The 25496-nt window shown below is 65.8% G+C and carries 19 protein-coding genes; 10 read left to right on the forward strand and 9 right to left on the reverse strand.

Annotated elements, in window-relative coordinates; genetic code table 11:
- The first annotated feature begins 162 nt into the window (after positions 1-162).
- Together NFG58_RS06380 and NFG58_RS06385 are read left to right on the forward strand one after the other, a co-directional pair.
- Positions 163-924, forward strand: a complete 762-nt coding sequence (locus NFG58_RS06380) for an enoyl-CoA hydratase-related protein (protein WP_348828119.1) — start codon at positions 163-165, stop codon at positions 922-924.
- A gap of 81 nt (positions 925-1005) precedes the next feature.
- Positions 1006-1374, forward strand: a complete 369-nt coding sequence (locus NFG58_RS06385) for a tautomerase family protein (protein WP_348827794.1) — start codon at positions 1006-1008, stop codon at positions 1372-1374.
- Positions 1375-1593: 219 nt separating this feature from the next.
- Here NFG58_RS06385 and NFG58_RS06390 read toward each other — a convergent pair whose 3' ends face one another.
- Positions 1594-2328 carry an FCD domain-containing protein gene (locus NFG58_RS06390; RefSeq protein ID WP_108449868.1) on the reverse strand — a complete coding sequence of 245 codons (735 nt, stop codon included), beginning with the start codon at positions 2326-2328 and terminating at the stop codon, positions 1594-1596.
- Between the two features lie 289 nt (positions 2329-2617).
- Between NFG58_RS06390 and NFG58_RS06395 the strand changes: the two genes are divergently transcribed.
- Positions 2618-3964, forward strand: a complete 1347-nt coding sequence (locus NFG58_RS06395; RefSeq protein WP_108449869.1) for an APC family permease — start codon at positions 2618-2620, stop codon at positions 3962-3964.
- Positions 3965-4082: 118 nt separating this feature from the next.
- Positions 4083-5021: an acetamidase/formamidase family protein gene (locus tag NFG58_RS06400; RefSeq protein WP_045990938.1), complete on the forward strand. Its 939-nt coding sequence runs from the start codon at positions 4083-4085 to the stop codon at positions 5019-5021.
- Positions 5022-5117: 96 nt separating this feature from the next.
- Here the strand turns inward: NFG58_RS06400 and NFG58_RS06405 are convergent, their stop codons facing one another.
- The 8 genes from NFG58_RS06405 to NFG58_RS06440 all read right to left on the reverse strand — a co-directional run bounded on the left by NFG58_RS06405 (position 5118) and on the right by NFG58_RS06440 (position 15148).
- Complete coding sequence (locus NFG58_RS06405) at positions 5118-5807, reverse strand: DsbA family oxidoreductase (RefSeq protein WP_348827795.1); 690 nt, start codon at positions 5805-5807, stop codon at positions 5118-5120.
- 93 nt (positions 5808-5900) lie between these two features.
- Positions 5901-6701: an SDR family oxidoreductase gene (locus NFG58_RS06410; protein WP_286985654.1), complete on the reverse strand. Its 801-nt coding sequence runs from the start codon at positions 6699-6701 to the stop codon at positions 5901-5903.
- Positions 6702-6966: 265 nt separating this feature from the next.
- On the reverse strand, positions 6967-7836 hold the full coding sequence (locus tag NFG58_RS06415; protein ID WP_253029095.1) for an ABC transporter ATP-binding protein: 870 nt from the start codon (positions 7834-7836) through the stop codon (positions 6967-6969).
- The gene (locus tag NFG58_RS06420) at positions 7836-8906 is read right to left on the reverse strand and encodes an iron ABC transporter permease (protein WP_348827796.1); all 1071 of its coding nucleotides are present in this window, start codon (positions 8904-8906) and stop codon (positions 7836-7838) included. Before NFG58_RS06420 ends, NFG58_RS06415 begins: the two co-directional genes overlap by 1 nt.
- Before the next feature lie 74 nt (positions 8907-8980).
- Positions 8981-10003: an iron ABC transporter permease gene (locus NFG58_RS06425; RefSeq protein ID WP_348815677.1), complete on the reverse strand. Its 1023-nt coding sequence runs from the start codon at positions 10001-10003 to the stop codon at positions 8981-8983.
- Between the two features lie 52 nt (positions 10004-10055).
- Entirely contained in the window at positions 10056-11051 is a 996-nt protein-coding gene (locus NFG58_RS06430) for an iron-siderophore ABC transporter substrate-binding protein (RefSeq protein ID WP_348827797.1), read from the reverse strand.
- 124 nt (positions 11052-11175) lie between these two features.
- Positions 11176-13398 carry a TonB-dependent siderophore receptor gene (locus tag NFG58_RS06435; RefSeq protein ID WP_348827798.1) on the reverse strand — a complete coding sequence of 741 codons (2223 nt, stop codon included), beginning with the start codon at positions 13396-13398 and terminating at the stop codon, positions 11176-11178.
- A gap of 403 nt (positions 13399-13801) precedes the next feature.
- On the reverse strand, positions 13802-15148 hold the full coding sequence (locus tag NFG58_RS06440; RefSeq protein ID WP_348827799.1) for an MFS transporter: 1347 nt from the start codon (positions 15146-15148) through the stop codon (positions 13802-13804).
- Between the two features lie 461 nt (positions 15149-15609).
- On the opposite strand from NFG58_RS06440, the gene NFG58_RS06445 reads away from it, so the two are divergent.
- The 6 genes from NFG58_RS06445 to NFG58_RS06470 all read left to right on the forward strand — a co-directional run bounded on the left by NFG58_RS06445 (position 15610) and on the right by NFG58_RS06470 (position 25389).
- Positions 15610-16947 (forward strand): UDP-glucose/GDP-mannose dehydrogenase family protein, encoded by a 1338-nt coding sequence (locus NFG58_RS06445; protein ID WP_124802312.1) that lies wholly within the window; start codon positions 15610-15612, stop codon positions 16945-16947.
- A gap of 9 nt (positions 16948-16956) precedes the next feature.
- A complete protein-coding gene (locus NFG58_RS06450; RefSeq protein WP_124802310.1) occupies positions 16957-18864 on the forward strand; it encodes a glycosyltransferase in 1908 nt (635 codons plus the stop codon).
- Positions 18865-19002: 138 nt separating this feature from the next.
- Positions 19003-20478 carry an HlyD family efflux transporter periplasmic adaptor subunit gene (locus NFG58_RS06455; protein WP_287165756.1) on the forward strand — a complete coding sequence of 492 codons (1476 nt, stop codon included), beginning with the start codon at positions 19003-19005 and terminating at the stop codon, positions 20476-20478.
- 95 nt (positions 20479-20573) lie between these two features.
- Positions 20574-21461: a polysaccharide lyase gene (locus tag NFG58_RS06460; protein WP_287165757.1), complete on the forward strand. Its 888-nt coding sequence runs from the start codon at positions 20574-20576 to the stop codon at positions 21459-21461.
- 26 nt (positions 21462-21487) lie between these two features.
- Complete coding sequence (locus tag NFG58_RS06465) at positions 21488-22765, forward strand: alginate lyase family protein (RefSeq protein ID WP_287165758.1); 1278 nt, start codon at positions 21488-21490, stop codon at positions 22763-22765.
- A complete protein-coding gene (locus tag NFG58_RS06470) occupies positions 22762-25389 on the forward strand; it encodes an SEL1-like repeat protein (RefSeq protein WP_348827800.1) in 2628 nt (875 codons plus the stop codon). The genes NFG58_RS06465 and NFG58_RS06470 overlap by 4 nt, the downstream gene beginning before the upstream one ends.
- Positions 25390-25496 lie beyond the last annotated feature (107 nt).

Genomic DNA, 25496 nt, shown 5'->3' on the forward strand with positions numbered 1-25496 from the left:
ACGACCAGGCGAGGTGGCGGCCGCAGGTGGGAGCGTATCGAACCGATACGTAGCTGGTTTACGGGTAACGTCAGGAGACAAGAGATGAACAAGAAGGTCGAAGAACAAACACAGAATGTCGCCTCCGAGGCTTCGTTTGAGGCAGGTAACGGTGAGCCAGAGATGATCGTGGTGGAACGCCGTGAACGGGTCGGGCTGATCATCCTGAATCGCCCGAAAAGCTTGAACGCACTCAATCGCCAACTGGCGGAAGAAACGCTCGCGGTACTGCGCGAGCTGGACGCCGACCCCGGCATCGGTGCCATCGTGATTACCGGCAACCCGAGAGCCTTTGCGGCCGGCGCCGATATCGAGGAGATGGCCGAGAAGTCGTTCACCGATTTCTACATGGATGACTTCCTGGCCCCCTGGGACGAGGTGCGCCACATTTCCAAGCCCATCATCGCTGCGGTGGCCGGCTTTGCGCTGGGCGGCGGCTGCGAGCTGGCCCTGCTGTGCGACATGATCATCGCGTCCGACGACGCCCAGTTCGGGCAACCCGAGATCAAGCTGGGGATCCTGCCCGGCATCGGTGGCTCCCAGCGACTGGCACGTTCGGTCGGCAAGGCGATGGCGATGGACCTGGTGCTGACCGGTCGCAACATCGGCGCCCAGGAGGCCAAGGAGATTGGCCTGGTGGCGCGAGTCGTGCCGAAGGATGAGCTGATGCAGACTGCCCTCGAGGCGGCGCACACCATCGCAGGCTACAACGCGCCAGCCGTCAAGATGGCCAAGCGAGCGGTCAACGCGGCCTTCGAGACCCCGCTGGCGGAAGGCCTGCGCCAGGAGCGTCTACTGTTCCAGGCGGCCTTTGCCACCGAGGGGCAGAAGGAAGGCATGAATGCCTTCGTCAAGAAGCGTGCGCCGGTCTTCCGCCATCGCTAGACGTCGGCCGAGCTCGCGACGAAAGACAACCAACAGCGTCGAATACAGAGCGTCAATCATTGACCGGGACAGGAGGGGTGGATGCCGTTTGTGACGATCAATCTAGTGAAAGGGAAGTCGAGAGACTACGTCAGGGCCGTGGCGGCTCAGGTTAACGCTGCCGTCATCGATACCATGGGCTTCCCCGACGATGATCGCTACCAAGTGATCAATGAGTGCGAGCCGGAGAACCTGCAGTTGCAAAGGCGTGATTCGGATCGCGTCATGATGCACCTGGTGATGCGAAGTGGTCGCCCGGACGCCGACAAGAAGGCGTTCTACGCCAGGGTCGTCGAGTCACTTGCCGAAAACCCCGGCATCCCCCCGCATAACGTCATGATCACCATCACCGAGAACCAGGACATCGACTGGTCGTTCAGGGATGGTGTGGCGCAGTTCTGTGAAACCTGAAAACGGATGCACCGAGACGACCATGGCCCGCGAATAGCGGGCCATTTTTTAGGCGAATCAGAGGGCCTGCCCGGCTCGTTCGTCCACCGGTTCTCTTCCTTGATTTCTGAACTCTTTGCCAAGGCACTTCAGCAAAGCCCCTCATCAAATCCCTCGCCAAAGCCGCTTGCAAAGCCCTTCATCAAACCCCTCACCAAAGCCGCTTTCCCGGGAGTCGGGCTAGAGCGGTCGCCCATCCAGTGAATGCTCCATGATCGCAAGCGTCAGTGTGAAGTGATGCTGGGCGACGCTGAAGGCGTCGTCTGCGCGTCGCTCGAGGATGGCCTGGACCAGTTCACGATGTTCCCGTCTTGCCCTTGGCAATGATTCGGCGGGGTAGGGTTCGGAGCCGAATCCCAGGGTGGCGCGCGCCGTCAGCTGACGTGACTGGGCGACCAGATGGTGATTGTCGGCCATCGCCATGATGCAGTCGTGAAGGCGCTCATCGAGTTGGCGGGCGACGGAGGCGTCGTCGGTGTCGCAGAAGCGGTCCAGCAGCGCCTGCAACGTTTTGGCCTGGGCCTCGTCGTGACGCTCGGCGGCGGTTCTGGCCACCAGCCCCTCCACCAGACAGCGATAGTCGAAGAAGTCCCTGAGCTGGGGCAGCTCCTGTCCGAGGATACGCTGGGCGGTGTTGGGCGAGGCCTCGTCGACCCGTTTGAAGGTGACAAAGGTACCGCCATCACGACCACGGCGGGATTCGATCAGGCCAAGCTCGCCCACGATCTTCAAGGCGCCGCGGACGGTGACGCGACTGACCCCCTGGCGCTCCGCCAGGTCGCGCTCCGGCGGCAGGCGATCCCCGGGGGAGTAGGCGCCAATGGCGATCGCCGTCACGATCCGGTCCGCCAGCTCCTGGGTGGCAGAGCGGGCGCCGCCGGCGCCTGGCAGGTCGGTTCGAGACGGTTCAAGCATAGGGTTCTCTCCAAAAGGTATTGTCACAATACCTTTAAGTGTGATTTTCTAAAAATGAAGCGGCCAACGTCGCTGTGTCCGGCGCACTGTCGCAGGTCGCGAACCGCGTCCGGGTCTGCTGGCGGGTTCGAGTATACACGGCGCCGTCAGATTCTTGACCGGCCAAGGGAATGCACAGCAAGAGGCCGCCCAGTGTCGCCACGCAGGCAGTCTCGACCCGGTGGACGTCTTCGACCGCTCGATGGCGGGAGATCCCCGCCTTGCCAACTAGAACAAGAGGAAATCACCGATGAGTGACAATACCCTGGAGAGTCTGGGCTACACCCAGGAACTCTCACGAACGCTCAAGCTGAGAGATCTGGTGATCTACGGCCTGATCTTCATCGTGCCGATTGCTCCCTTCGGTATCTTCGGCCACGTCATGAGCGCCAGCGGTGGCATGATCGTCACCGCCTATGTCATCGGACTGGTGGGGATGCTGTTTACCGCCATCTGCTACTCCCAGATGGCCAAGGAATTCCCGGTAGCAGGCTCGGTGTACTCCTACGTGTCCCGCGGGGCGGGCAGCTTTGCCGGCTTCGTCGCGGGCTGGATCATGCTGCTGGACTACATCCTGATTCCGGCGCTGTTGTACGTGGTGGGGGCGCTGGCGATACACGACATCTTCCCGTCACTGTCACCGATCCTGCTGGTGGTGGCCTTCGTCGTGTTCAATACCTACATCAATATTCGCGGCATCAGCTTTACCGCCGCCTTCAACCGCTGGATGCTGGTGGCCGAACTGCTGGTGCTGGCGGTGTTTCTGGTGGTGGGGGTGGTGGCCATCAGCAACAACGTCAACGGTGCGGTCTTCTCGATGGCCCCGGTCTACGATGCCGATGACTTCTCGCTGGGGCTGATCATCTCTGCGGTGCCGATCGCGGTGCTGAGTTTCCTCGGCTTCGATGGCATCTCCACCCTGGCGGAAGAGGCCAAGGGCGGTGGCAAGGCGGTCAGCAAGGCGATCTTCCTGGTGCTGTTGATCATCGGTGGCCTGTTCATCGCCCAGACCTGGGTGGCGGCGCTGATCCAGCCCGATCCCGCCTCGTTCAACAATCTCGACACCGCCTTCTATGAAACCGCACGTATCGCCGGGGGCGGCTGGCTGGCGGTGCTGACCGCCGCGACCACCGCTATCGCCTGGGGCGTCGCTGACTCCCTGGTGGCCCAGATCGCGACCGCGCGAATCCTCTACAGCATGGGCCGTGATCGGCTGCTGCCGGCGCCGCTGGCTCGCGTTCACCCGCGCTTCAAGACGCCCTACGTCAGTGCGCTGCTGGTCGGTGCCGTGTCCATCGTCGCGGGGATCGCTTTCATGCAGCAGCTGGCGTTGTTGACCTCCATCGTGACAATCGGCGCCCTGACCGCCTTCATCATTCTGAACATCACCACGCTCTACTACTTCGTGTTCAAGAAGAAGGCAGCCAATCCCTTCCTGCATATCCTGTGTCCGCTGCTCGGCCTGGCCGTGGTCGGCTACATCTGGAGCGGGTTCGAGTCCTATACCGTGCTGATCGGGCTGGCCTGGGCGGTTGTCGGTGTCGGCGTCTACGCCTTTGCCAAGCGCGGTGGACGTGCCGTGCAGATGGAAATCTAAGGCTTGCCTGAAAAGTGCCTGCGCTCGTCGATGTTGAGAACAGCGCCCAGGGCCAATTGAAAACACTCGAGGCGTCGGTCGGCGGAGACGACCGGCGCCTCGAGGTGGAGACACAAGAATGAAGATCAAGACGATACACGACGTTCATCACTGTTTTGACCACGCCCTCGAGCCGCAGGAAACGATCAGTTCCGGTGATACTCGGCGCTTCGATATTCTCGATGCCAGCGGTGGCTTGATTACCCGACACAGCCAGGCCGACGCGCTGACCCGACTGCCGGCAGGGGAGCTCAATCCGGTGTGTGGCCCCCTCTATATGGAGGATGCCGAACCCGGCGATGTGATCGAGGTGGAGCTGGTCGACTTCGAGCCGGGGCAGTGGGGCTGGACGGGGCTGATCCCGGGTTTCGGGCTGCTGGCCGACGATTTCACCTCGCCCTGGCTCAAGGTGTCGGAGTACGACAGCGAGTCGGTGTACTTCGACGAGGACATCGTGATTCCGTTTCGGCCCTTCGCCGGTACCATCGGGCTCGCGCCTGCTGAGCCGGGGCAGCACTCCATCGTGCCGCCGCGCATCTGCGGCGGCAATCTCGACATCCGTGACCTGGTAAAGGGAGCTCGGCTGTACCTGCCGGTGCAGGTCAAGGGAGGGCTTCTGAGCATCGGCGACACCCACGCCTGCCAGGGTGATGGTGAGGTCTGCGGAACGGCGGTAGAGACCCGCATGGCCGCCACGGCCACATTGCGTCTGCACAAGGCAGGCAATATTCCTGCGCCGATGTTCGACGTGCCGCCGGGAGCGTCGAGCGAGGAAGATGCGGGCTTTCTGGTCACCACCGGGGTGGGGCCGGACCTGATGCAGGGCGCCCGTGACGCGGTGCGCTTCATGATCGATCGGTTGCACCGTCAGGCCGGCATGGATGAGCAGCTGGCCTACGCGCTTTGCAGCGTGGCAGGGCGGCTGCGGGTCAGCGAGATCGTCGATCAGCCCAACTGGGTGGTGTCCTTCTACATGCCTCGGTCGATCTTCCGCTCGAAGAGTCTTAGAGCCATCTAGGGTTGAGCTGAACTGACCTTTCCGTTCGTCAGAACGTAGGGTCAGGCCCGCGGGCCTGACCAATAACGCCGGGTGTTGTGGCACCCGGCGTTGTCGTCATGACGTCACTTCGGCTCGCTCGGCGGCCACCTGCGCAAGGACTTCCTGGTAGTTCTCGACGCCCTGGGCGCCGGTGACCAGGTAGCGGCGGTTGAACACCATGGCGGGTACCCCGCTGATGCCCTGCTGTTGCCAGAAGGCCTGGCGCTGTCGCACCGATTCGCCGCGCTCGCCCGACTCGAGTATCGTCACTACTTCGGCGCGGTCATGGCCGAGACTCTCCGCCACATCGGCCAGCACGTCGACTCGGTGGAGGTCGCGGCGCTCGGTGAAGAAGGCGCTGAACAGGGCCTGCTTCATGCGGTGGCCTTCATCTGGAGAGCGCTGCTCCGCCCAGTCGATCAACTGGTGGGCGCGGAAGGTATTCACCATGCGCATGTCATCGGTGTAGTTGAAGGTGAAGCCGAGGTCGGCGCCCATCTGGGTGAGCCGTTCCCGTGCGCTGCGCGAGTCCTCATCGCTGGTGCCGTACTTGGCGGCGATATGCTCGCGCAGGTTTTCGCCTTCCTCGCCCATCTGCGGATTGAGCTCGAAGGGGTGCCAGTGCACCTCGATGTCGATCCCGCTCTGGCGCGCCGCCTCGGCGAGCTGGCGGTAGCCGATGATGCACCAGGGACAGACGACGTCGGAGACGATGTCGACGGTGATGGTGGTGTCGCTGTCGCGGCTATCTTGGGGTGTGGGCATGTCGGCCTCTACTCCTGAAGAAAGGTGTCCCGGGTTGGTCGTTAGCAGGGCAACCAACCTTACAGGCCCCGGGACACGATCAACAGACAAGCCTCAGATGAGTCGATCCCACAGCCCATCCTGATATTCCTTGGCACTGGCCTCGAAGCTGTCCGGGTAGACATTGCGGAAGCGGTGCTCGTCCAGCGGGATCAGTCGTGCCATCTCGTCGATCATGGCCGCCGGGTCCTGCTGCAGGTCGTCGCCGGCAAACTGCTGCTGCACCGAGCGAATCGGTTTTTCAGGGGTGAAGCAGGCGTCGGGGTCGTACCACTGGTCCAGGGTGTTGTACATGCGGTCGTTGAAGCCGGTGCGGAAGGGGCCGGGGTTAATGGTGGCCACCTTGACGCCCAGCGGGGCGAGCTCTTCGTAGAGCAGTTGCGCCATGCCTTCGAGGGCGTGCTTCGAGGCGACGTAGGGACCGAGGTAGGGGAAGGTGGTGAAACCAGCGATGGAGGAGGTCAGTACGATCTTGCCCTTGCCTCGCTCGACGAACTCGCGGGCGTAGGGCTGCACGAATTCCAGGGTCGAGAAGACGTTGGTCTCGAACACTCGGCGTACCCGGTCCACCGGGATCTCGGCCAGCGGACCGGTCTCGCCGATGGCGGCGTTGGCCACCACGATATCGACCTGGTGCCCGTAGCTGGAAAACACCGCGTCGCGGTCGCGCTTGTCGGTGATATCGAGCTTTTCGACGGTGAGCGTCAGTTCCTGCTGCCGGGCCTTTTCCTTGAGCGAGGTGACCTGGGGCCAGATCTCCGTGGTAGCGATGACCTTGTGTCCCGCCCTGGCCAGGGCCAGTGCCGTACCTTCGCCGAGTCCGCTGCCGGCGCCGGTGATCAGAATGGTCTTCATCATCGTGCTCCTGTCTGGGAAAAGGAACGGTCGCGGCACGCCTGGGCGTAGCGCCTGGCAAGGCCATTGGGCGCTTGCCACTGGGCGCTTGCCTCTGGGCATTTGTCAGCCCGGGACCCTAACGTGCCGCGGCGGCGCTGCTCAACCATCGCGCCAGCATCGCGTCGGCACCCTGGCCCGTATCCTGGCCAACATCATGGCCAGCATCGTGATCAGGGCGGCCGACCGTCGCCACCGCGAGTCCCAGCGTGCTGCCGAGGTCATGTCACGATGATGACGCTTCGGTGTCGGGGACCGTCGATCGACGATCCTTGTGCACTGCCCTTGCCTGCGAGTGTGGCCTGCGGTCCTGTCGACCCAGCGGGACCATCATCGGGCGGCCGCTGACGGGGTCTGCGAAGACGTGGCTGTCCAGTCCGAATACCTCCCTGACCATGGTGGTGGTCATCACCTCACTGGCCGGGCCGCTTGAGTAGACCTTGCCGGCGGCCATGGCGATCAACTCATCGGCATAGCGCGCGGCAAGGTTGAGCTCATGCAGCACCATGACGATGGTGGTGCCGCGCTGGCGGTTGAGGTCCTCGAGCAGATCGAGCACCTCGACCTGGTGGTGGATATCGAGATAGGTGGTGGGTTCGTCGAGCAGCAGCACGTCGGTGCGCTGGGCCAGGGCCATGGCGATCCATACCCGCTGGCGCTGGCCGCCTGACAGTTCCTCCAGCACACGCTCGGCGAGGCCGGTGGTGTCGGTGGCTTCCAGCGCCTCGCTGACGGCGTCATCGTCTTCGCGGCTCCAGCGCTGAAACATGCCCTGGTGGGGGTGGCGGCCACGGCTGACCAGCTCCAGCACGGTGATGCCTTCAGGGGCGAGTGGCGCCTGAGGCAGCAGTCCCAGGCGCTGGGCCAGGCGCCTGGCGGGCAGCCGGTGCAGGTCGTGGCCGTCGAGCAATACCTGGCCGCGCTGCGGCGCCAGCAGGCGTGACAGCGAACGCAGCAGGGTCGACTTGCCGCAGGCGTTGGCGCCGACGATGGCGGTGATACCCGCTGGCTTGACCTCCAGATCGATGTTGTCGAGGACCGCTCGGTCACGGTAGCCGGCGGTCAGGCCTCGGGCACTGAGTCGGGTAGGCGTCATCAGGTGGATCCTCGGGCGTTGTCGCGCATGACGAGGGTAATCAGGTAGGGGGCGCCGATCACGCCGGTGACCACCCCCACGGGATAGCGGGCCGGCAGCAGATGCTGGCCGATAAAGTCACCCAGCAGCACGAACAGGGCGCCGACCAGGGCGGCGGGGATCAGCACCGAGCCATTGTGACGGATCAACCAGGCGGCGACCGGGCCGCTGAGGAAGGCGACGAAGGCGATCGGCCCGGTCACCGCGGTGGCAAAGGCGACCAGCCCCACCGCCGCGATCACGATGCCCAGGCGGGTGAGCGACAGCCTGACACCGAGCCCCCGGGCCATGTCATCGCCCAGGCGCATCGCCTCCAGGTCCCTGGCGAAGTGAAGTAGCGGCAGGCCAAGCACGACCAGCGCCAGCAGCAGGGGCAGGCTCTGATCCAGGTGCACGCTGTTGAGGCTGCCGGTCATCCAGCGCATGGCCTCCTGCAGTGGCCAGGCCGGGGCCTGGGTCAGCAGGTAGGCGATGGCGCTCTGGAGCATGGCGGCGAGGCCGATGCCGGTCAGAATCAGGCGAGTATCGGCGACGCCGCGGCGCCACGACAGGGCATAGATCAGCACGGCGACGCCAAGACCGCCGACGATGGCCACCAGTGCCACCGGAGCGCCACGCAGCGACAGCATGACGATGGCGAAGACCGCCGCTGCGCTGGCGCCGGCGCTGATACCGATCACGTCGGGGCTGGCCAGCGGATTGCGCAGCATGGTCTGGAAGGCGGCGCCGCCGAGGCCGAAGCAGGCCCCGGCCAGCACAGCAATCAGCGCCCGGGGTAGCCTCAACTCCATCAGGGTGAAGGAGGCGCCGGGTACCTGCTCGCCGGACAGCACCGCGATCACCGTGGCAGGGTCGATCCACGACTGGCCCAGCATCAGGGTGAGGCAGACCCCGGCAAGCAGCGCACACAGCAGCAGCGCAATGATCCGCCGGCGCTGGCGTTGGCGTTGCCGTCGCAGTTGCCTGACGGTCGACGGCGTGGACCTTGCTTGGGTGGACCTTGCTTGAGAGGACGTCGCTCGGGGGGACATGGCTTGAGAGGACGTCGCTCGGCAGGACATGGCTTGAGTGGCCGTCGCTCGCTGGGAGGTGGTCGGTGTCGTCGTCACAGTGACCTCAGCGTATGGCGGCGGACGATCCAGATGAAGACCGGACCGCCGAGCAGGGCGGTGACGATACCGACGTCGAGTTCTGCCGGACGGACCAGCACCCGGCCCAGAGTGTCGGCCAGTATGACCAGCAGGGCGCCGCCGAGGGCACACAGCGGCAGCAGGCGGCGGTAGTCGGCACCGACCAGCAGGCGCAGCGCGTGGGGCACGACCAGGCCGACGAATCCGATGGGACCACAGGCCGCGGTGGTCGCCCCGCACAGCAGGATGGCCCCCACCGCGGCCAGCGCTCGGGCCAGGGCCACGCGCTCGCCGAGGCCGGTCGCCGCCTCATCGCCCAGCGCCATCAGGTTGAGCTTGCGCGCCGCCAGCAGCGACGCGGCAATGCCCAGGGCCAGAAAGGGCAGCACCGGGGTGATGCGATCGAGGGTAGCGCCGCCGACGCCGCCGATCAGCCAGGAATGGATCAGCCCGGCGATGTCGGTGCGGGGCAGAATCACAGCGGAGGTCAGCGAGGTCAGGGCGGCGGTCACCACCGCGCCGCTCAGCGCCAGCCTGAGAGGGGTGGCGCCGCCTCGTCCGAGGTTGGCCACCAGGTAGACCAGCAGTGCACTGGCGCCGGCGCCGGCGATGGCCACCCAGATGTAACCAGAGGCCTGCTGCATATCGAACCAGGCGATGCCGATGACGACTGCCAGCGCGGCGCCGGCGTTGACCCCGAGCAGGCCTGGATCGGCCAGAGGATTGCGGGTCAGGCCTTGCATGGTCGCCCCGGCCACGGCCAGCGCGGCCCCCGCCAGCAACGCCAGCAGGGTGCGGGGCAGACGGCTGGCGATTGCCGCTTCGTCGATGGAGTCGATACGCCCATCCAGCAGACCCATGAGCGCGGTCAGATCCGTCGGCCTGGCGCCGATGACCACCGACATCATGACGCTGGCGGCCAGCGCCGCCAGCAGCAGATAGACGCCGGTCGGGCGCGAATGGCGTGGCCTGCCAGGCGCCAGCGGCCTTGCCTTCATATCCTTCCCTTCCTGCTCATTTGTGCGTATCCATCCCGTCCAGACGCTCCATTCAGGGTTGCTGACGCTTGCGAGCGGCTTCGGCCAGTCGTTCGACGTAGTCGTCGAGCACCCAGGGGATCGACAGCGGCGTCGGGTTGGCCGCGGTTCCTGTGGGATTGTTGCCGAGCAGCACCAGCGAGCCCTGTTCCACCGCGGGCAGGCGCGAGGTCAGCATATGCTCGTTGAGTCGCTCCACCAGCGGCTCGCCACCATAGGTAATGATGATGTCGACATCGGCAATCTCGTCGATACGCTCGGCGCTGATGGAGCCGGCGAAACGGCCGTCAACGGAGCTGTCGGTGACGAACTGGGGCGAGGTCAGGCCGATCTCGTGCAAGAAGCGCACCCGGGCGTCGTTGTCGTTGTAGAAATTGATCTGACTGAGGTCGGTGGGCTTGATATGGCTGATCAGCATGGCGCTCTTGCCGGCGAGTTCCGGGTGCTCGGCGATCTGTTGCTCCACCTGGGCCTCCAGGCGTGCGATCAAGGCCTCGCCTTCCTCGGCCATGCCCATGCCGGCGCTGTTGAGCCGGATCATGTCGCGCCAGCCCGACGACCAGGGGGCTTCGGGGTAGGCCACCACCGGGGCGATCTTGCTGAGGGTGTCGTAGTCGGAGCGGCTGAGGGCGGAATAGGCCGCCAGGATAACGTCGGGCTGGCTCGCGGCCACCGCCTCGAAGTCGATGCCATCGCCTTCGTCGAACAGGTTGGGGGGGCCGGCGTCGAGCTCGTCAAGACGCTGCTCCACCCAGGGCCAGAGGCCATCGCCATCGTCATCGCCGAAGGTGGTAGCGGGAAAGCCCACCGGCACCACTCCGAGCGCCAGCGGCACCTCGTGGTTGGCCCAGGCCACCGTGGCGACCCGTTCGGGCTTTTCCTCGATCACGGTGACGCCGAGCGCGTGCTCGATTTCGATTGGATAGCCATCGTCGCCAGCGGCGAGGACAGGCTGGACGGCGGCGAGTAACACAAGGCCGAGCGGCCAGCGTGGGTGGATCAGGGGCATGGGGTCTTCCTTATAGAGGCGATGACCGGCTCTCGCAGGAGAGCCGGTTTGACAGTGGTGTCGCGAGTGCCGGTCGGGCGCACAGCGCCCGACGCGGATGTCGAGGTTTCGGCGTTCCAGGGCGCTAGAAGTCGTAGGTCAGGCTCAGCAGCGCGCTGCGCGGCTCGCCATAGATACCCTGGCTATAGAAGCCGAGCTGCGAGTAGTACTCCTCGTCGAACAGGTTGGTGACGTTGAGCTGGGCGCTCATGCTGTCGTTGATGCGATAGCGGGCCATGGCATCGGCGACAAAGACGTCACCCTGACCGATCTTCTCGGTGCCGTTGGGGGTGTCGTTGTCGCGGTAGGTGTCACCCTGCCAGCGCGCACCGCCGCCGAGGGTCAGGTTCGACCAGCGGCCAGGCAGCTGCCAGCTGGCGAACAGCTTGGCCTGCTGGCGGGCATAGCTGGTGTTGAGCTGCTCACCGTCGGCGTCCTCGGCGTCTACCAGGGCGTAGCTGGCGGACAGGTTGACGCCGTCGGCCACCTCGCCTGCGATCTCGAGCTCGAAGCCTTCGACCTCGGCGCCGTCGGTGGTGGTGTAGGCCTGGTCGGTGGTGCCCGCGACGAAGACCCCGGGGATTTCCACCGCCAGATTGTCCTGCTGGCTGTGGAACACCGCGAAGGACACGTCGGCACGATCGTCGAACAGCTCGGCCTTGAGACCGGCCTCGTAGTTGATGCCTTCCAGCGGATCCAGCAGGGCGCCGCTGGGCGAGCGCTCGCTCTGGGTGTTGAAGATCTCGGTGTAGCTGGCGTAGGCGCTGAGGTCGTCGGTGATGTCGACGATCAGACCCGCGTAGGGGGTGAACTCGTTGTCGTACTCGTACTCACGCTCGCCGCGATAGTCCTGGTCGATCTTCCAGTCGGTCATGCGCGCGCCGACGATAAAGTGCACCGGGTCTGCCAGCGAGAAGCGGGATACCGCGTAGTAGCCCTGCTGTTCGGTCACGGTGTCATCGGTCAGGCCCCACTCGCCCCAGACCGGTTCTGCCAGGGCCGGGTCGTTGCGGTCGCTGAAGCTGCCCAGCGCCGGCACGTCGCCGGCCGGGCCGCGACTGTTGATCTGGTAGTCCTCGTGCAGGTCCATGTAGCCGAAGCCGAGCTGATGCTCGCGGCCGAACAGGGTGAAGGGACCTTCGGCGCTGACATGCAGATTCTTCTGGGTGCGATCGCCGCGATAGTCGACCAGGTAGGATTCGGTGGCGTAGCTGGGCGTGTAGTAGAGCACACCGGTCTCGCGATCCGGATAGCCGCCGCGGTAGTTGTAGGTCAGGCCATAGTTGGCGTCGCCGTAGCTGTAGGCGGCGCGGGCGGACCAGCCATTGTCGAAGTGGTGGGTCAGGTCGACGAAGGCGCGGGTGTTCTCGGTGAAGAAGTTGGCCCAGTCGGTGTTGTTGGCGGTGGAGCGGTCGAAGTCGGTACGGCCACCGTCCAGGTAGTACTGCGGCACGCCAATGTAGGCGCCGTCCTGGTCGTAGTGCTGGTACTCGATGCCCACGCTGAGCTCGGTGTTGTCGGTCAGCTCGGCGGCGATCACCCCGTAAAGGGTCTCGCGGTCGTTCTCGACGCCGTCCATGAAGCTGTCCGAGCTGTCCTTGGCCGCCACGAAGCGCACGCCGACACGCCCCTCGCTGTCCAGCGGGGTACTGACATCGACCACCCCGCGCCCCCGGTCCCATCGGCCCACCGCGGCAGTCACGCTACCCGCCGCCTCGTCTAGCGGCTTCTTGCGCACAAAGTTGACGGTGGCAGAAGGATCGCCGACCCCGGTCATCAGGCCGGTGGCGCCGCGCACGACCTCGACCCGGTCGTAGATGGCGGTATCCCACTCGGCGTCGCCGAACGGCCAGAACGCGCTGGTATTGCTCTGCAGGCCATCGAACTGGAAGTTGCGAATGGTGTAGCCGCGGGACTGGAAGCTGGTGCGAGTACCGTCCAGACGGATCGCCGAGACGCCGGGCAGCCGTTCCACAGCCTCGGTGGTGCTGGTGATGGCCTCGTCGTCCATCTGCTGGCGGGTCAGGAAGCTGATCGACTGTGGCGTCTGGCGCGGCGTCAGCGTCAGGCCGTTGGCGCTGGTGCTGGAGGCCACCTGGTAGCTCTTGGTCGATTCGGTGGTGGCACGCAGGTCGTCACCGACCACGGTCATGCTGGCGAGTTGCTCGGCGTCCTGGGCCAGCACCGGGGTCGACAGGACGGCACCGGAGGCAAGGGCAATGGCGATAGCCAGGCGGCCAGGAACGAGGTGGCCAGGAACGAGACGGCTTGGAACAAGGCAGGTGAGGGGAGCGGAATGGTACGGCACGAAAGGGGTTCCCTGTTTATGTTTTAAGAATGCAAATTATTCACGTTTCCATTGACGGGTGTTTATGAGCGCTGCCAAGTTGTCTATGCGAGATGCCACAAATGCACAAAACGGCAGAACTTTTTGGCGAAGTGGCACCATTGGCCTGGTGCAGGGGCCGAGCAAGCGGAGAAGGTCAGGAACCAAGAGAAGGCCAGGCAAGAAAAGGAAACCAGGCAAGAAGAGCAGCCCTGACGCGAACGACCAGGGGCAAGACGATCTGGCAGAAGGCGGCCGGCGGTAGAAGACGCCGCTGGAGGTGGGAAGGGACATTGGCGGTGATGCGAGGCCCGCCAGCGCAAGGCGCTGGCGGGGAAAAACGACGGTAGGCGTGTTCTGGCGGGCGCGTTCGGCAGGGGGCCTGTCAGGTACGCTCGGGTTCGGCGGCGCTCGCCGGGCCTTCCTCCAGGGAGGACTCCTCGTCCGCGTCCATCAGTTCCAGGTCGAGCTGCACCGGATCGTCGGCCGCTTCCTCGACCCAGGTCGCCCCCAGGGAGGCGGTGCCGGCGGGGACCGCGACATAGTGGCCGTGGGTGTCCGACGGCTGGTTCGGATAGCGCCATAGGCAGTAGCCGCCGAAGACCACGATAAGCGCGTGGATCAGCGCCAGGTCCCACAGAAAGCCGGCAGAGCCCAGCAGGTCCATCAACAGCCCCGTGCTTAGCGGGCCGAGGATGGCGCCGATGCCGAGCGCCAGCACCAGACTGCTGCTGGCGGACACCGTCTGCTGCGGTGTCAGGACGTCATTGGCGCAGGCGAGAAACAGCGAATAGAGCGTCAGGGTGGTGCCGCCCAGCAGCACGCCGAGCAGCGTCAGCGCATGGCTTGCGCCCTGGTCGAACAGCAGCCCGGCCAGCGAGAAGGCGGTGGCCAGGGCGGCGACGATGAGGATCACCCATTGGCGGTCGGTCTTGTCGGAGAGCTTGCCCAGGGGCCATTGAAACAGCGCCCCGCCGAGGATGAACGCCCCCATGAAGGCGGCGATCTGGTGGGTTTCCAGGCCATGGTTGGCGGCAAACACCGCGCCCATGCCGAACACAGTACCGTTGGCGATCCCGGTCAGCAGGCAGCCGAGGGTGCCCAGCGGTGACAGTCGATACAGGCGCAGCAGGTTCATCGCCTCGGGCTGGCTGGTGTCCGGCTGCGGGGTGTAGCTCAACAGGATCGGCACCAGCGCCAGCGACATCAGTATCGAGACGATCAAGAACAGCAGGATGCCGCTGGGGTCCGCCACGTTCAGCAGCAACTGGCCGCCGCCCATGCCGAGATAGCTGATGACCATGTAGAACGCCAGCAGACGCCCGCGCAGGTGGTTGCTGGCGTGGCCGTTGAGCCAGCTTTCGGTCACCACGTAGAGCCCTGCGTAGGCGAAGCCGGTCATCAACCGCATCGCCGCCCACACCCAGGGGTCGATGAACATGACGTGGACCAGGATGGCGATGGAGGTGATCGAGGCCAGGGCGGCGAACACCCGGATATGGCCGACGTCGCGAAGCTTGCGTGGGGTCAGGGTGGAGCCGGCCAGAAAGCCGACGAAGTAGGCAGACATCACCAGCCCGGTGACCGTGTTGCCGAAGGATTCCTCGGCGGCGCGCACCCCGAGCAGGCTGCCCTGCAGTCCATTGCCGAGCATCAGCAGGCCGACGCCGAGTAGCAGCGCCCAGAGGCTCCAGGCCGCCGACAGGGTGGAAGTGGGAGTCGATGTGGTCACGGCGGCCTCGCTTGTCCGGGGAGGGGGCGACGGAAGTCTGTTGTCGGCTGGGGTACCGCGGCGCCGGTCCATCGCCGCCGCCGCTAATCGTCAGTGTGTCCGGCGTACCGCTGATCGGCAAGGGGCGCCTCGATCGGGTCAGCAAGTGGTTGTCGGCAAAGAATTTCCTTCCGCTAATACTGGATTAATCTTCGCCGCCTAACGTGCCCCTCGGAGTTGGACGGAACCACTCCTTGCGTCGGGATGCCCTCGGCGTCCCAAGCCAGGGACGCCCGATGAAGGGACTGGCAAGGCATCCCGACCACCCGTTTTCGCACCCGGCGACGAGCCCACCGCGCAGTGTTCAAGCGAGCCCGCGGCTTGCGCCGGTCTGCAGTGGAAGATCATTCGACGACAACGACCGACGCGTCGACCTGCGTTGCCAGGCATCGAGGCGGCTCGTCGCTGGAGCATAGAACCGCATGAATATCACCATCTTTGGATCGGGCTACGTCGGCCTGGTGACAGGCGCCTGTCTGGCCGACGCGGGACACAATGTGATCTGCATGGACGTCGACAAGGACAAGGTCGCGCGTCTTGAACAAGGCGACATCCCGATCTACGAGCCTGGCCTGGAAACGCTGATCGCCAGCAACGTCGAGGCCGGCCGTCTGAACTTCACCACCGACCCGGCCCTGGCCGTGGCCTTTGCTACCCTGCAGTTCATCGCTGTCGGCACGCCCTCGGATGAGGATGGCAGTGCCGACCTGCACTATGTGTTGAGCGTGGCGCGCACCATCGGTCAACACATGGAGGGTTACAAGGTCATCATCGACAAGTCCACCGTGCCGGTGGGCACCGCCGACCGGGTTCGCCAGACCGTCGAGCAGACCCTGGCCGAACGTGGCGCCGAGCAGGCCTTCGATGTCTGCTCCAACCCCGAATTCCTCAAGGAAGGGGCGGCCATCGATGACTTCAGTCGTGGTGCGCGCATCGTGGTCGGCACCGACTCCGACGAGGTCCGCCGCCTGATGCGGGAGTGCTACAGCCCGTTCAGCCGTCAGCAGGACAAGATGATCTTCATGGACGTGCGCAGCGCCGAGCTGACCAAGTACGCCGCCAACGCCATGCTTGCCACCAAGATCAGCTTCATCAACGAGATGGCCAATCTGGCCGAGGAGCTGGACGCCGACATCGAACAGGTCCGCCACGGCATCGGCAGCGACCCGCGCATCGGCTACCACTTTATCTATCCGGGCTGCGGCTACGGTGGCTCCTGCTTCCCCAAGGACGTCAAGGCGCTGGCTCAGACCGCCAACGAAGTGCAGCAGCCGGTGGCGCTGCTCAAGGCCGTCGAGCAGGTCAACAAGGGCCAGAAGCATCGTCTGTTTCGGATGCTCGACGAGGCCCTGGACGGCGATGTCGCCGGGCGCACCATCGCCCTGTGGGGGCTCGCCTTCAAGCCCAACACCGACGACATGCGCGAGGCGCCTAGCCGAGTGCTGATGGAGTCGCTGTGGGAGGTCGGCGCCAGCGTTCGCGCCTACGACCCCGAGGCCCAGGCGGAATGCCAGCGTCTGTATGGAGAGCGTGACGACCTGGCGCTGGCCGACTCCGCCGAACAGGCGCTCGAGGGTGCCGATGCCCTGGTGATCTGCACCGAGTGGAAGAGCTTTCGTGGCTTCGAGTTTGCCACCATCCGCGAGCGCTTGAAGCGTCCGGTGATCATCGATGGACGCAACCTGTTCGAGCCGAGCCGTGTGCGTGAGGCGGGGCTTCAGTACCACGCCATCGGCCGCCGTCACGTGGCCAACGGCTGAGGAGGAGGCATGAGCAAGGCGACCTTCGCCTCCTCCAGGGCCAGCCGCGTCACCGAGCTTGCAACCATGCTTCTGTTGCTGGCGCTGCTGACGATCCTGGTACTGGAGCTGCCCGACGACGTCTTTTCCCCCGAGTCGCAGAGCTTCTTCTTTGCCATCGGGGCCATCGGTGCCTGGCGCTACAGCTGGTGGTTCATCCATGCGGCGCGCTCGCTGTGGTACAACCGAGTGCGTTTTCCGCAGCTGCGCCGTGACGCCGACGCCACGGCCCAGGCCATACGGCCGGACGAACTCTTCGTACTGTGCACCTCCTTTCGCATCGAGCCGGAGGTGAGCTTCCCGGTCTATGAGGCGCTGGTGCAAGAGTGCGCCAACTACGGCGTGCCGACCACCATCTTCGCCTCGGTGTCCGACCGCACCGACGTCGACGTGATCCAGCACGTGATGGACGTATGCGGCCAGCCGGCCAACGTGTCCGTGCGTTACATGTTTCAGCGCGGAGACGGCAAGCGCTCGGCCATGGCCGAGGTGCTGCGTGCCATCTCGCGCCAGATGCCCGGGCCCTCGTCGCTGCTGGTGTCGATGGACGGGGACATCCTGCTGGAACCCGGCACCCTCGAGCGCTCGCTGCCGTTTCTGCTGATGCGCTCGGACCTGGGCGCCATCACCACCAACAACCGCGCCCGGGTGACCGGTGGCGACGCTACCCGCGAGTGGTACGACCTGCGCTACGCCCAGCGTCACCTGATGATGAGCTCGATGTCGATCTCCGAGCGCCAACTGGTGCTGACCGGTCGCTACAGCGTGTTTCGTGCCGATGTGGCGGTGGAGCGGGAGTTTATCCAGACGGTCGAAAGCGACCATATCGACCACTGGCGCTTCGGCACCTTCAAGTTTCTGTCCGGGGACGACAAGTCCACCTGGTTCTGCCTGCTCAAGCGCGGCTGGAAGATGCTGTACGTGCCGGACGTGTACGTCAGTGGTTTCGAGGAGCTGCCCGATCGTCATCGCTTCTTTCATTCCACCACGGATCTGATGCGTCGCTGGTACGGCAACATGCTGCGCACCAGTGGCAGGGCTATTCAGCTCGGCCCCAGGCCCATGGGCTGGTTCACCTGGTGGTGTCTGGTCGATCAGCGGCTGTCGATGTGGACCACCCTGATCGGTCCCACGGTGGCGATCCTGGTCACGCTGTTCGTGCGGCCTTCGTTCATCTTCGCCTACCTGCTGTGGATCCTGTTCACCCGCGGTATCGCGACTCTGGTGCTGGCCCTGCAGCGTCGCCGCTTCAGCGTGCTGTGGCTGCCGCTGCTCTACTACAACCAGATCTTCGGTGCGCTGCTGAAGACCTACGTCAGCTTTCGCTTCAACCGTCAGGCCTGGTCGCGCCAGGGCATCGCCGCCGGCGAGCCCGACGACCCCCGGGCGGCACGTCGCCAGCGGCGCATGGGCCACCTGCTGCATGGCTTCCATATGGGTGCACTGGTGCTGGTGCTGGTGCTGGTCACCGGGGCACTCAAGGCCCCTGATCTGCCCAGCGCCAACCTGCTGAGCGAGCAGCTTGCCGCCGACCAGGTCGACACTGGCAGCGACAACCGCTGGTTGTCCCAGGCGGCAGTGCGGGCACCGGAAGGCACGGCGCTGCGCCTGCCCCCCGGCGTGGTGGCACTGGACCATCAGCTGGCCAGCGAACTGGGCAGCGAGGACGAGGTGCGCGTCGAGCGCCTGCTCGGCGCCGATGACGGCGACGCCACCGTGCTGTCGCTGAGCCCCGAATTCGCCGCCCAGGCACTCAGGCTGCCGGGGCTGACCGCGAGCCGCGAGGCCAGGGTGAGCTGCCCGGTCGATGCCGGCTGTGCACTGTCCCTGGGCGGGCAGGAGATCGCTCTGGAACGCCTCGAGGTGCAGGTGCTCTAGCCACCGTCACACCGCCCGCGCGACACCACGTGCGCAGAGTGCCTGCCACTCGCCAACTTAACGACACCACAGCAAGCAAGCGCGTCCCTGCCCGAGTGGCGGCCGCGCCCTTCGGACACCAAGCACAACGGATCAACCATGACCACAGACAACGACGGCAACAGGCGTGACGACACCGCGAGCCGGATGGATCAGGTCAGCCATGAAGCTCGCAGCGAGCGTCACCATATTCGCGTCTCACCCGACTTCGAGGTGGTGATGCCGCAGGGCGAGCACGCCAGGGGCATCGATCTTTCCCTGGGCGGCATGGCCATGCGAGGCGACCAGCGCCATGCCCCCGGCGACTGGATCCAGGCGGAGCTGCGTATCCAGGAAGCCGGGCGCGAGTTCATCGTGCCCTTCTCGGCGGTGTGCCGCCACAAGACCGAAGCCCACCAGGGTGAAGCGCCGCTGACCGGCTGGGAATTCACCTCGATCGAGCCGCAGCACCTGGCGCTGGTCAAGGACATCGTCCGGGCACGCCTGAGTGGCCGCCACCTCGATCCCCAGTCGATGGTCGGCAGCGAGAACGCCCAGACACCGCGCAAGCGCAAGGGTGGCGCAGGTGCCGGCGCCAGCCACAAGGGGGGCGGTGGTCGGCGCTGGGGCCGCTATCTGCTGCTGGTCGCCGGTATTGCGGCGCTCGGTCTGGTGTTGACGGCGGCGCTGTATCGCAACTTCATGCTGATCGAACCAAGCTTCGCCGCGGTCAGCGCACCGCGTATCGAGGTGCGCGCCCCCGGGCCCGGCGTCTTGATGGAGCACGGGCTGCGCGCCGGGGATCGCGTCGAGCGCGATGAAAAGCTCACCAGTGTCAGGAACCACGAGCTGCAGTCCGGGCTGATCCTGACCCAGGCCGCCCAGGAGTATAACGACCAGCTGATCGACAACCTGGAGCAGAGCCTCGAGGCCGCGGGCTCCGGCCCGGTCAGTGTGGCCAACTCGTCGAAGCCGGCCGGGCGCAGTTCGGTGAGCTACGACACGGTGTCACCGGCGGTGGCGCGGGCCCGCATCGACCAGTTCGAGACCGCCCGCGAGTATCAGAGCTCGCGCCTGGCCGCGCTCGAGGCCGAGCAGGCCCAGAACGAGATCTTCAGTCCCTGCAACTGCCTGGTGGCCTGGGCGCTGTCCAGCGCCGACGGCACCTATATCGACCAGGGCGAGCGGATCATGACGCTGGTGCGCACCGGCGACGACGAGATCATGGTCGAGGCACTGGTTCACATGAGCGATATCGAGCGAATCGAGCCCAACCAGAAGGCCTTTATCTCGTTGCCCCACGAGTCCGGCATGATCGATGCCCGGGTGCGCAGCGTGGCGCTGGATGTCGAGCGCGAGCCGCGCGCCGGCTTTCCTGGCTGGGTTCGCCAGCAGAAGAACGTGGCCAGTGTGCTGTTGATTCCCGAGCAACCGCTACCTGCCAGCAGCGTCGGTACCCCGGTGGACGTTCGCTTCAACGAGACCCCGATCATCGGCGAGACCGTCGAGCGGGTCTGGCAGGGCGGCCGTACCGTGTTCAATGAGGCCCAGGACCTCTATGAGCAGGTAGAAGAGAGCGTGCGCGAGAACGTCTAGCGCAGCACTCGAGACGCCCCTGTGGCGGGGCCGACCAGACCCCGTCACGGCGATGACCGCCACCGAGGGCCCGAACGGGCCGACGGGAGCGACCGATGCACCACGACAAGACCATCGACACAACGCAGTCACAGACCGGGCCGACGCTATATGTCGGGCTCGCCCTGGGGCTCTCGCTTGCCACCCTGGCCCCCGGGGCAGGGGCCGACGCCATGGAGGTCACCAGCGACGTCTCGGCGACGCCCTGTTCGCAGCGGCTGCGCCCCGTGTTCGCGCCGGATCTCGACGACGTCGAGGGGGAGATCGACGACATCATCGAGCAGCGCTTCGGTAGCCATCGCGACTGGGGCCTGGAGAACCTGAGCCTGGTCGAGGACCCCGAGGCGGGAGCCGTGTTGCGGGCCTTCTATCCCGCGGGCACCTCTTCACCCAGCGATGGTAAACGTGGCGGTGCGGGCTTCTACGCCGCGCCCCAGGCCCTGGCCGGAGCCGAGCATGCCTGCCTGCGCTATCGGCTGCGTTTCCCCGACGGTTTCGATTTCGTCAAGGGCGGCAAGCTGCCCGGGCTTTATGGGGGCGAGGCGCCCAGTGGCGGCACCCAGGCGACCGGTGACAACGGCTTCAGCGCCCGCTTCATGTGGCGGCGCGACGGTCAGGGTGAGCTCTACGCCTACGTGGTCAATCAGGATACGGCCTACGGCGCCTCGCTGGGGCGCGGGAGCTGGCACTTCGCCAGTGGTGATTGGGTCACCGTCGAGCAGGAAATCCGGCTCAATGAGCCGAGCCGTCAGGATGGCCTGATGCGGGTGTGGATCGACGGCGAGCCTCGACTCGAGGTATCTGGCGTGGAGTTTCGCGACGTCGAGGACGGCTACATCGACGGCCTGATGTTTTCCACCTTCTTCGGTGGCACCGGCGAGTCCTGGCGCACCCCGCGAGACCAGCACCTGGACTTTGCCGACTTCGAATTTTATCGCCGGTAGCGACCTGCTGCCGGCCAGGAGACACGATGCTGAATGTAGCGATAACACTGCCGCGCCTGGCGCGAGCAGGCGGCCTTGCGTTGCTGCTGGGTGGCTGGCTGCCCGTGGCCAGCGCTCTGACCCTGGAGCAGCGCCAGGCGCTTGACCTCGAGGACTACCGGGTTTCGGACCCACAGGCCTCCTACTTCGATGTCGAGGCGCGCATGGCCCTGCTGGAAGAGCAGGACAACAGCATCCTGACGCAGATACAGGATTCCCTGGGTGAGGGTGTCAGCTGTCGTCAATTGTTGCAGCCGCCGCCCATCACCTCGCAGATGCGCATTCCCGGCTTCTACCCGAGCCCCGAGGAGTGGCGTGAAGCCTCGGCGCCGCTGTTCGAGTTCGAGGACAGCGTGTCGCTGCTGGCGGGAACCTTCGTCGCCACCGGCGATGACTACTACGCCAATTGTCTGGTGCGCTATCTCGATCACTGGGCCAGCCAGGACGCCCTGACTCGCTTCCATTACGAGCCCGAGGAGCCCCAGGCCTGGTTTGCCACCGAGTCGATGATCTTCGCCGCGGCGCTGGCCTACTCGGTGGTGCGCCCCGAGGTGGACGGTCTGGAAGAGCCGAGGCAGAGGGTCGAGCGCTGGCTCGAGGATCTGGCGCTTGAGCATTCGGCGATCCCCGGCGACGCCGGCAACAGTTGCTGCAACAACCACTTCTACCGGCGGGCGCTGTACGCCAGCACGGTGGGGGTGCTGGTGGAAAACGACGAGCTGTTTCGCTTCGGCGTCAGCGCCATCCACTCGGCGCTCAATGACATGACCGAGCAAGGCGCCTTTCCGCTCGAGATGGAGCGGGGGCGTCGCGCCACCCACTACCAGAACTACGCACTCTTGTACTTGATTACCAACATGCAGGTGATCGCCCGTCAGGGCTACGACATCTTCTCGCTGGAGGTGGACGGCAAGACGATCCATGACGCCGTGGACTTCACCATGAGCGCCATCGATGACCCTGGCGTGCTGGGGGATATGGCCCCCAGCGAGCAGTACCGCGGCTTTCTGACAGACCCCCAGTACTTCTCGTGGATGGAGGTCTACCAGTCGCGCTTCGACGACCCACGCATCGCCGATTTTCTCGAGCAGCGTCGGCCGATCTACAACCGCAGCGCCGGGGGCTACGTGACGCTCTATTTCATGGCGCCGGGAGCCCAGCAACACCTGGAGCTCGAGGATCAGTCGCGCAAGCAGCAGACCCTGGAGGCACTCAGCGAGGCCGATGGCGTCTCGCTGATACCCGATAACGGAGGCCCACAATGACAACACCCAGATTGATCACAAATGTCAGGCACTGGGGCAGCGCCGCCGGCGTGGCACTGCTGCTATCCGGCTGTGTCACCACCGCAAGCGACCTGGGGCCCCACGGGACACGCGAGCTTGCCGCCGAGGACCAGGCGCTGTTTGACGGCGGCCAGGCCAATAACCTTCTGTGGATGCACAAGAACCGCGTCGAGGAGGCCGACCGCGCCCTGGCCGCCGGCGACACGCAGCAGGCGATAAGGGCGCTGGAGCGGTTGACCCATCAGGGGCTGCCCCAGGGCTACTACGAGCTGGCCAAGATCTACGACCAGGGGCTTGGCGTGCCGCGCGATGCCGAGCGAGCCGCCGAGCTTTATCGCAAGGCGGTGGCGACGCCTTCCTGGATTCGCGGCCATGCGTCGCTGAACCTGGCGAGACTGACCCTGGAAGGCGACGGTGTGCAGCGTGATGATCTGCTGGGCTACTACCTGCTCCAGCAGGCCATCGAGGAGGACGTCGGGCGCGACGCCAAGGCCCGGCTGGCAGCGCTGCTCAGCCGCGGAGGGGACGGCGTGCGTGCCGATCCGGCGAAGGCTCGAACGCTGTACCAGGAACTGGCCGATGACGGTGATAGCGAGGCCATGGCGGCGCTGGCCGAGGCCCATGCGCCGGGCGGCTGGCTGGCCGAGGCGCCGGAGCTGGTGGAAGACTATCGCCGGCGTCAGCTCAGGGCCCTTGAGCGGGAGGCCGAGGCCGGCGAATCCGCGGCCATGGTCGACCTGGCTAAGCTTTATGCCGAGGGTGGCTGGCATCCAGGCAACAGTGAACGGCGTCGGCAATGGCTGTCGCGGGCGGCAAACGCCGGTGAGGTGTCGGCGATGACCGCGCTGGGACGTGACCACCTCAGGGCCAGCGACGGCAATGCGCGCCTCGCCCGTCGCTGGCTCGATCGCGCTGTGGCCGCCGGGGACGTCAACGCCATGGTGGTACTGGGGCGAGCCCTGGTGGAAGGCAACGGCCTTGAGCGAGATCTGGACGAGGGCACGGCGCTGTTGAACCGGGCCGCCGAACAGGGCGACCCGTTGGCCCACGCCGTGCTCGGAAGCCTCTATCTGGACGGGGACAAGGTGCCTGCCCAACCGCAACTGGCGCTCGAGCATCTGCGCCAGGGACAGCAGCTTGGCCACCCCTGGGCGAGCTACCAGCTCGGCAAGGCCTACCTGGAAGGCGATCATGTCGGCCAGGACCCGCTGCGCGCGATGACACTGCTGCAGGACGCCATCGACAAGGACCACGCGGCGGCGCGACGCACCCTGGGCGCGGCGTTGCTCGAAGGTGAGGTGCTGGACGCAGACCCGGCGCGAGCCGAGGAATTGTTGACGCAGGCGGTCGAGCAGGGCGACGTGCGTGCCATGACGCTGCTCGGTCTGGCTCGACTCACCGGCCAGCTGCCGGGGGGCGGTGGCCGAGGCCAGGGCGTCTCGCTGCTTGAGCAGGCCGCCGAGCAAGGCGACGCCTACGCCATGCTGGTGCTCGGGCGCGCCTATCGCAAGGGTACCGGCGTCGGCGTCGACCTGGCGCGCTCGGCCGAATGGCTTAAACGTGCCGAGCAGGCCGGCCACACCTCCGCTGGCGAGGCCTTGATGAGAACCCGCCTGGCCCAGGGGGACGCCGGCAATATCCGCCAGCTCCGGCGCGCCGCCGAGGCCGGCCACGCCGGTGCCATGACCCAGCTTGGCCAGGCCTACCTGGCGGGCAATGGGATCGCTCGCAATCCTGTACAGGCGCGTACCTGGCTTGCCCGTGGACTGAGTAGTGGCGATACCAGCGCCGCGGCGCCGCTGGGGCGCATCTACATGGAGGGCATCGGAGTGGCCAGGGACGCCGGCAGGGCCATGGACCTGTGGCGCCAGGCGGCCGAGGCGGGCGACAGCCACGCCATGGTCGACCTTGGGCGCGCCCTGCTCGAAGGAGACGGCGTTGCGGCCAATCCGCAACAGGGTGTCGCCTGGCTCGAACGCGCCGCCGAACACGGCCGCCTGGGGGCCCAGCTGGCGCTGGGCAAGGCCTATCTGGAAGGGGAATCCGTGGCGGCCGATAGCCAGCGAGGCCTGTCGCTGCTGCGCGATGCAGCCGCCGCCGGCAACGCCTACGCGGCCCAGTTGATCGGCCGTGCCTTTCTCGACGGCCAGGGCGTGAGCGCCGATGGCGAGCGGGCCGACCGTTGGCTGACCCAGGCTGCCGAGTCGGGTAGCGATTCGGCCCAGAAGATTCTGGGCACCGCTCTGGTACGTGGCGAGGGACCGCTGTCGGTGGACGCCGAGCGAGGCCGGCGCTGGCTGACCACCGCCGCCGAGTCCGGCCATGCCGGGGCCAAGGCGACCCTGGGGCGCGAGCTGCTGCGAGGCCAGGCGCTCGAGCAGGATCGTGAGCGTGGCGCCGAGTATCTGGTCGACGCGGCGCTCGAGGGCCACGGCTCGGCGCGACTGGCGTTGGCCAAGGCCTACCTGGCGTCCAGGGGGCTTGAAACCGCCAACCAGCAGGCGGCGTTGTTATGGCTCGACGGCGTGCTGGAAGGCGAGGGGGATCTGGCCATCGAGACCCTGCATCAGCTATTGATGGAAACCCCCAACCTGGAAAGCTGAAGACCCGCCACGTTGCGCCTCTAGCGAGGCGTACCGCCATCAAGTTGTAGGTCGCAAGACGCACGTTTCGCGGCGAATATCCACGGTGTCGTGCTCAGGGCTGGTGC

It is taken from the genome of Halomonas sp. RT37, assembly GCF_040070525.1.
Classification (GTDB): Bacteria; Pseudomonadota; Gammaproteobacteria; order Pseudomonadales; family Halomonadaceae; genus Halomonas; species Halomonas litopenaei.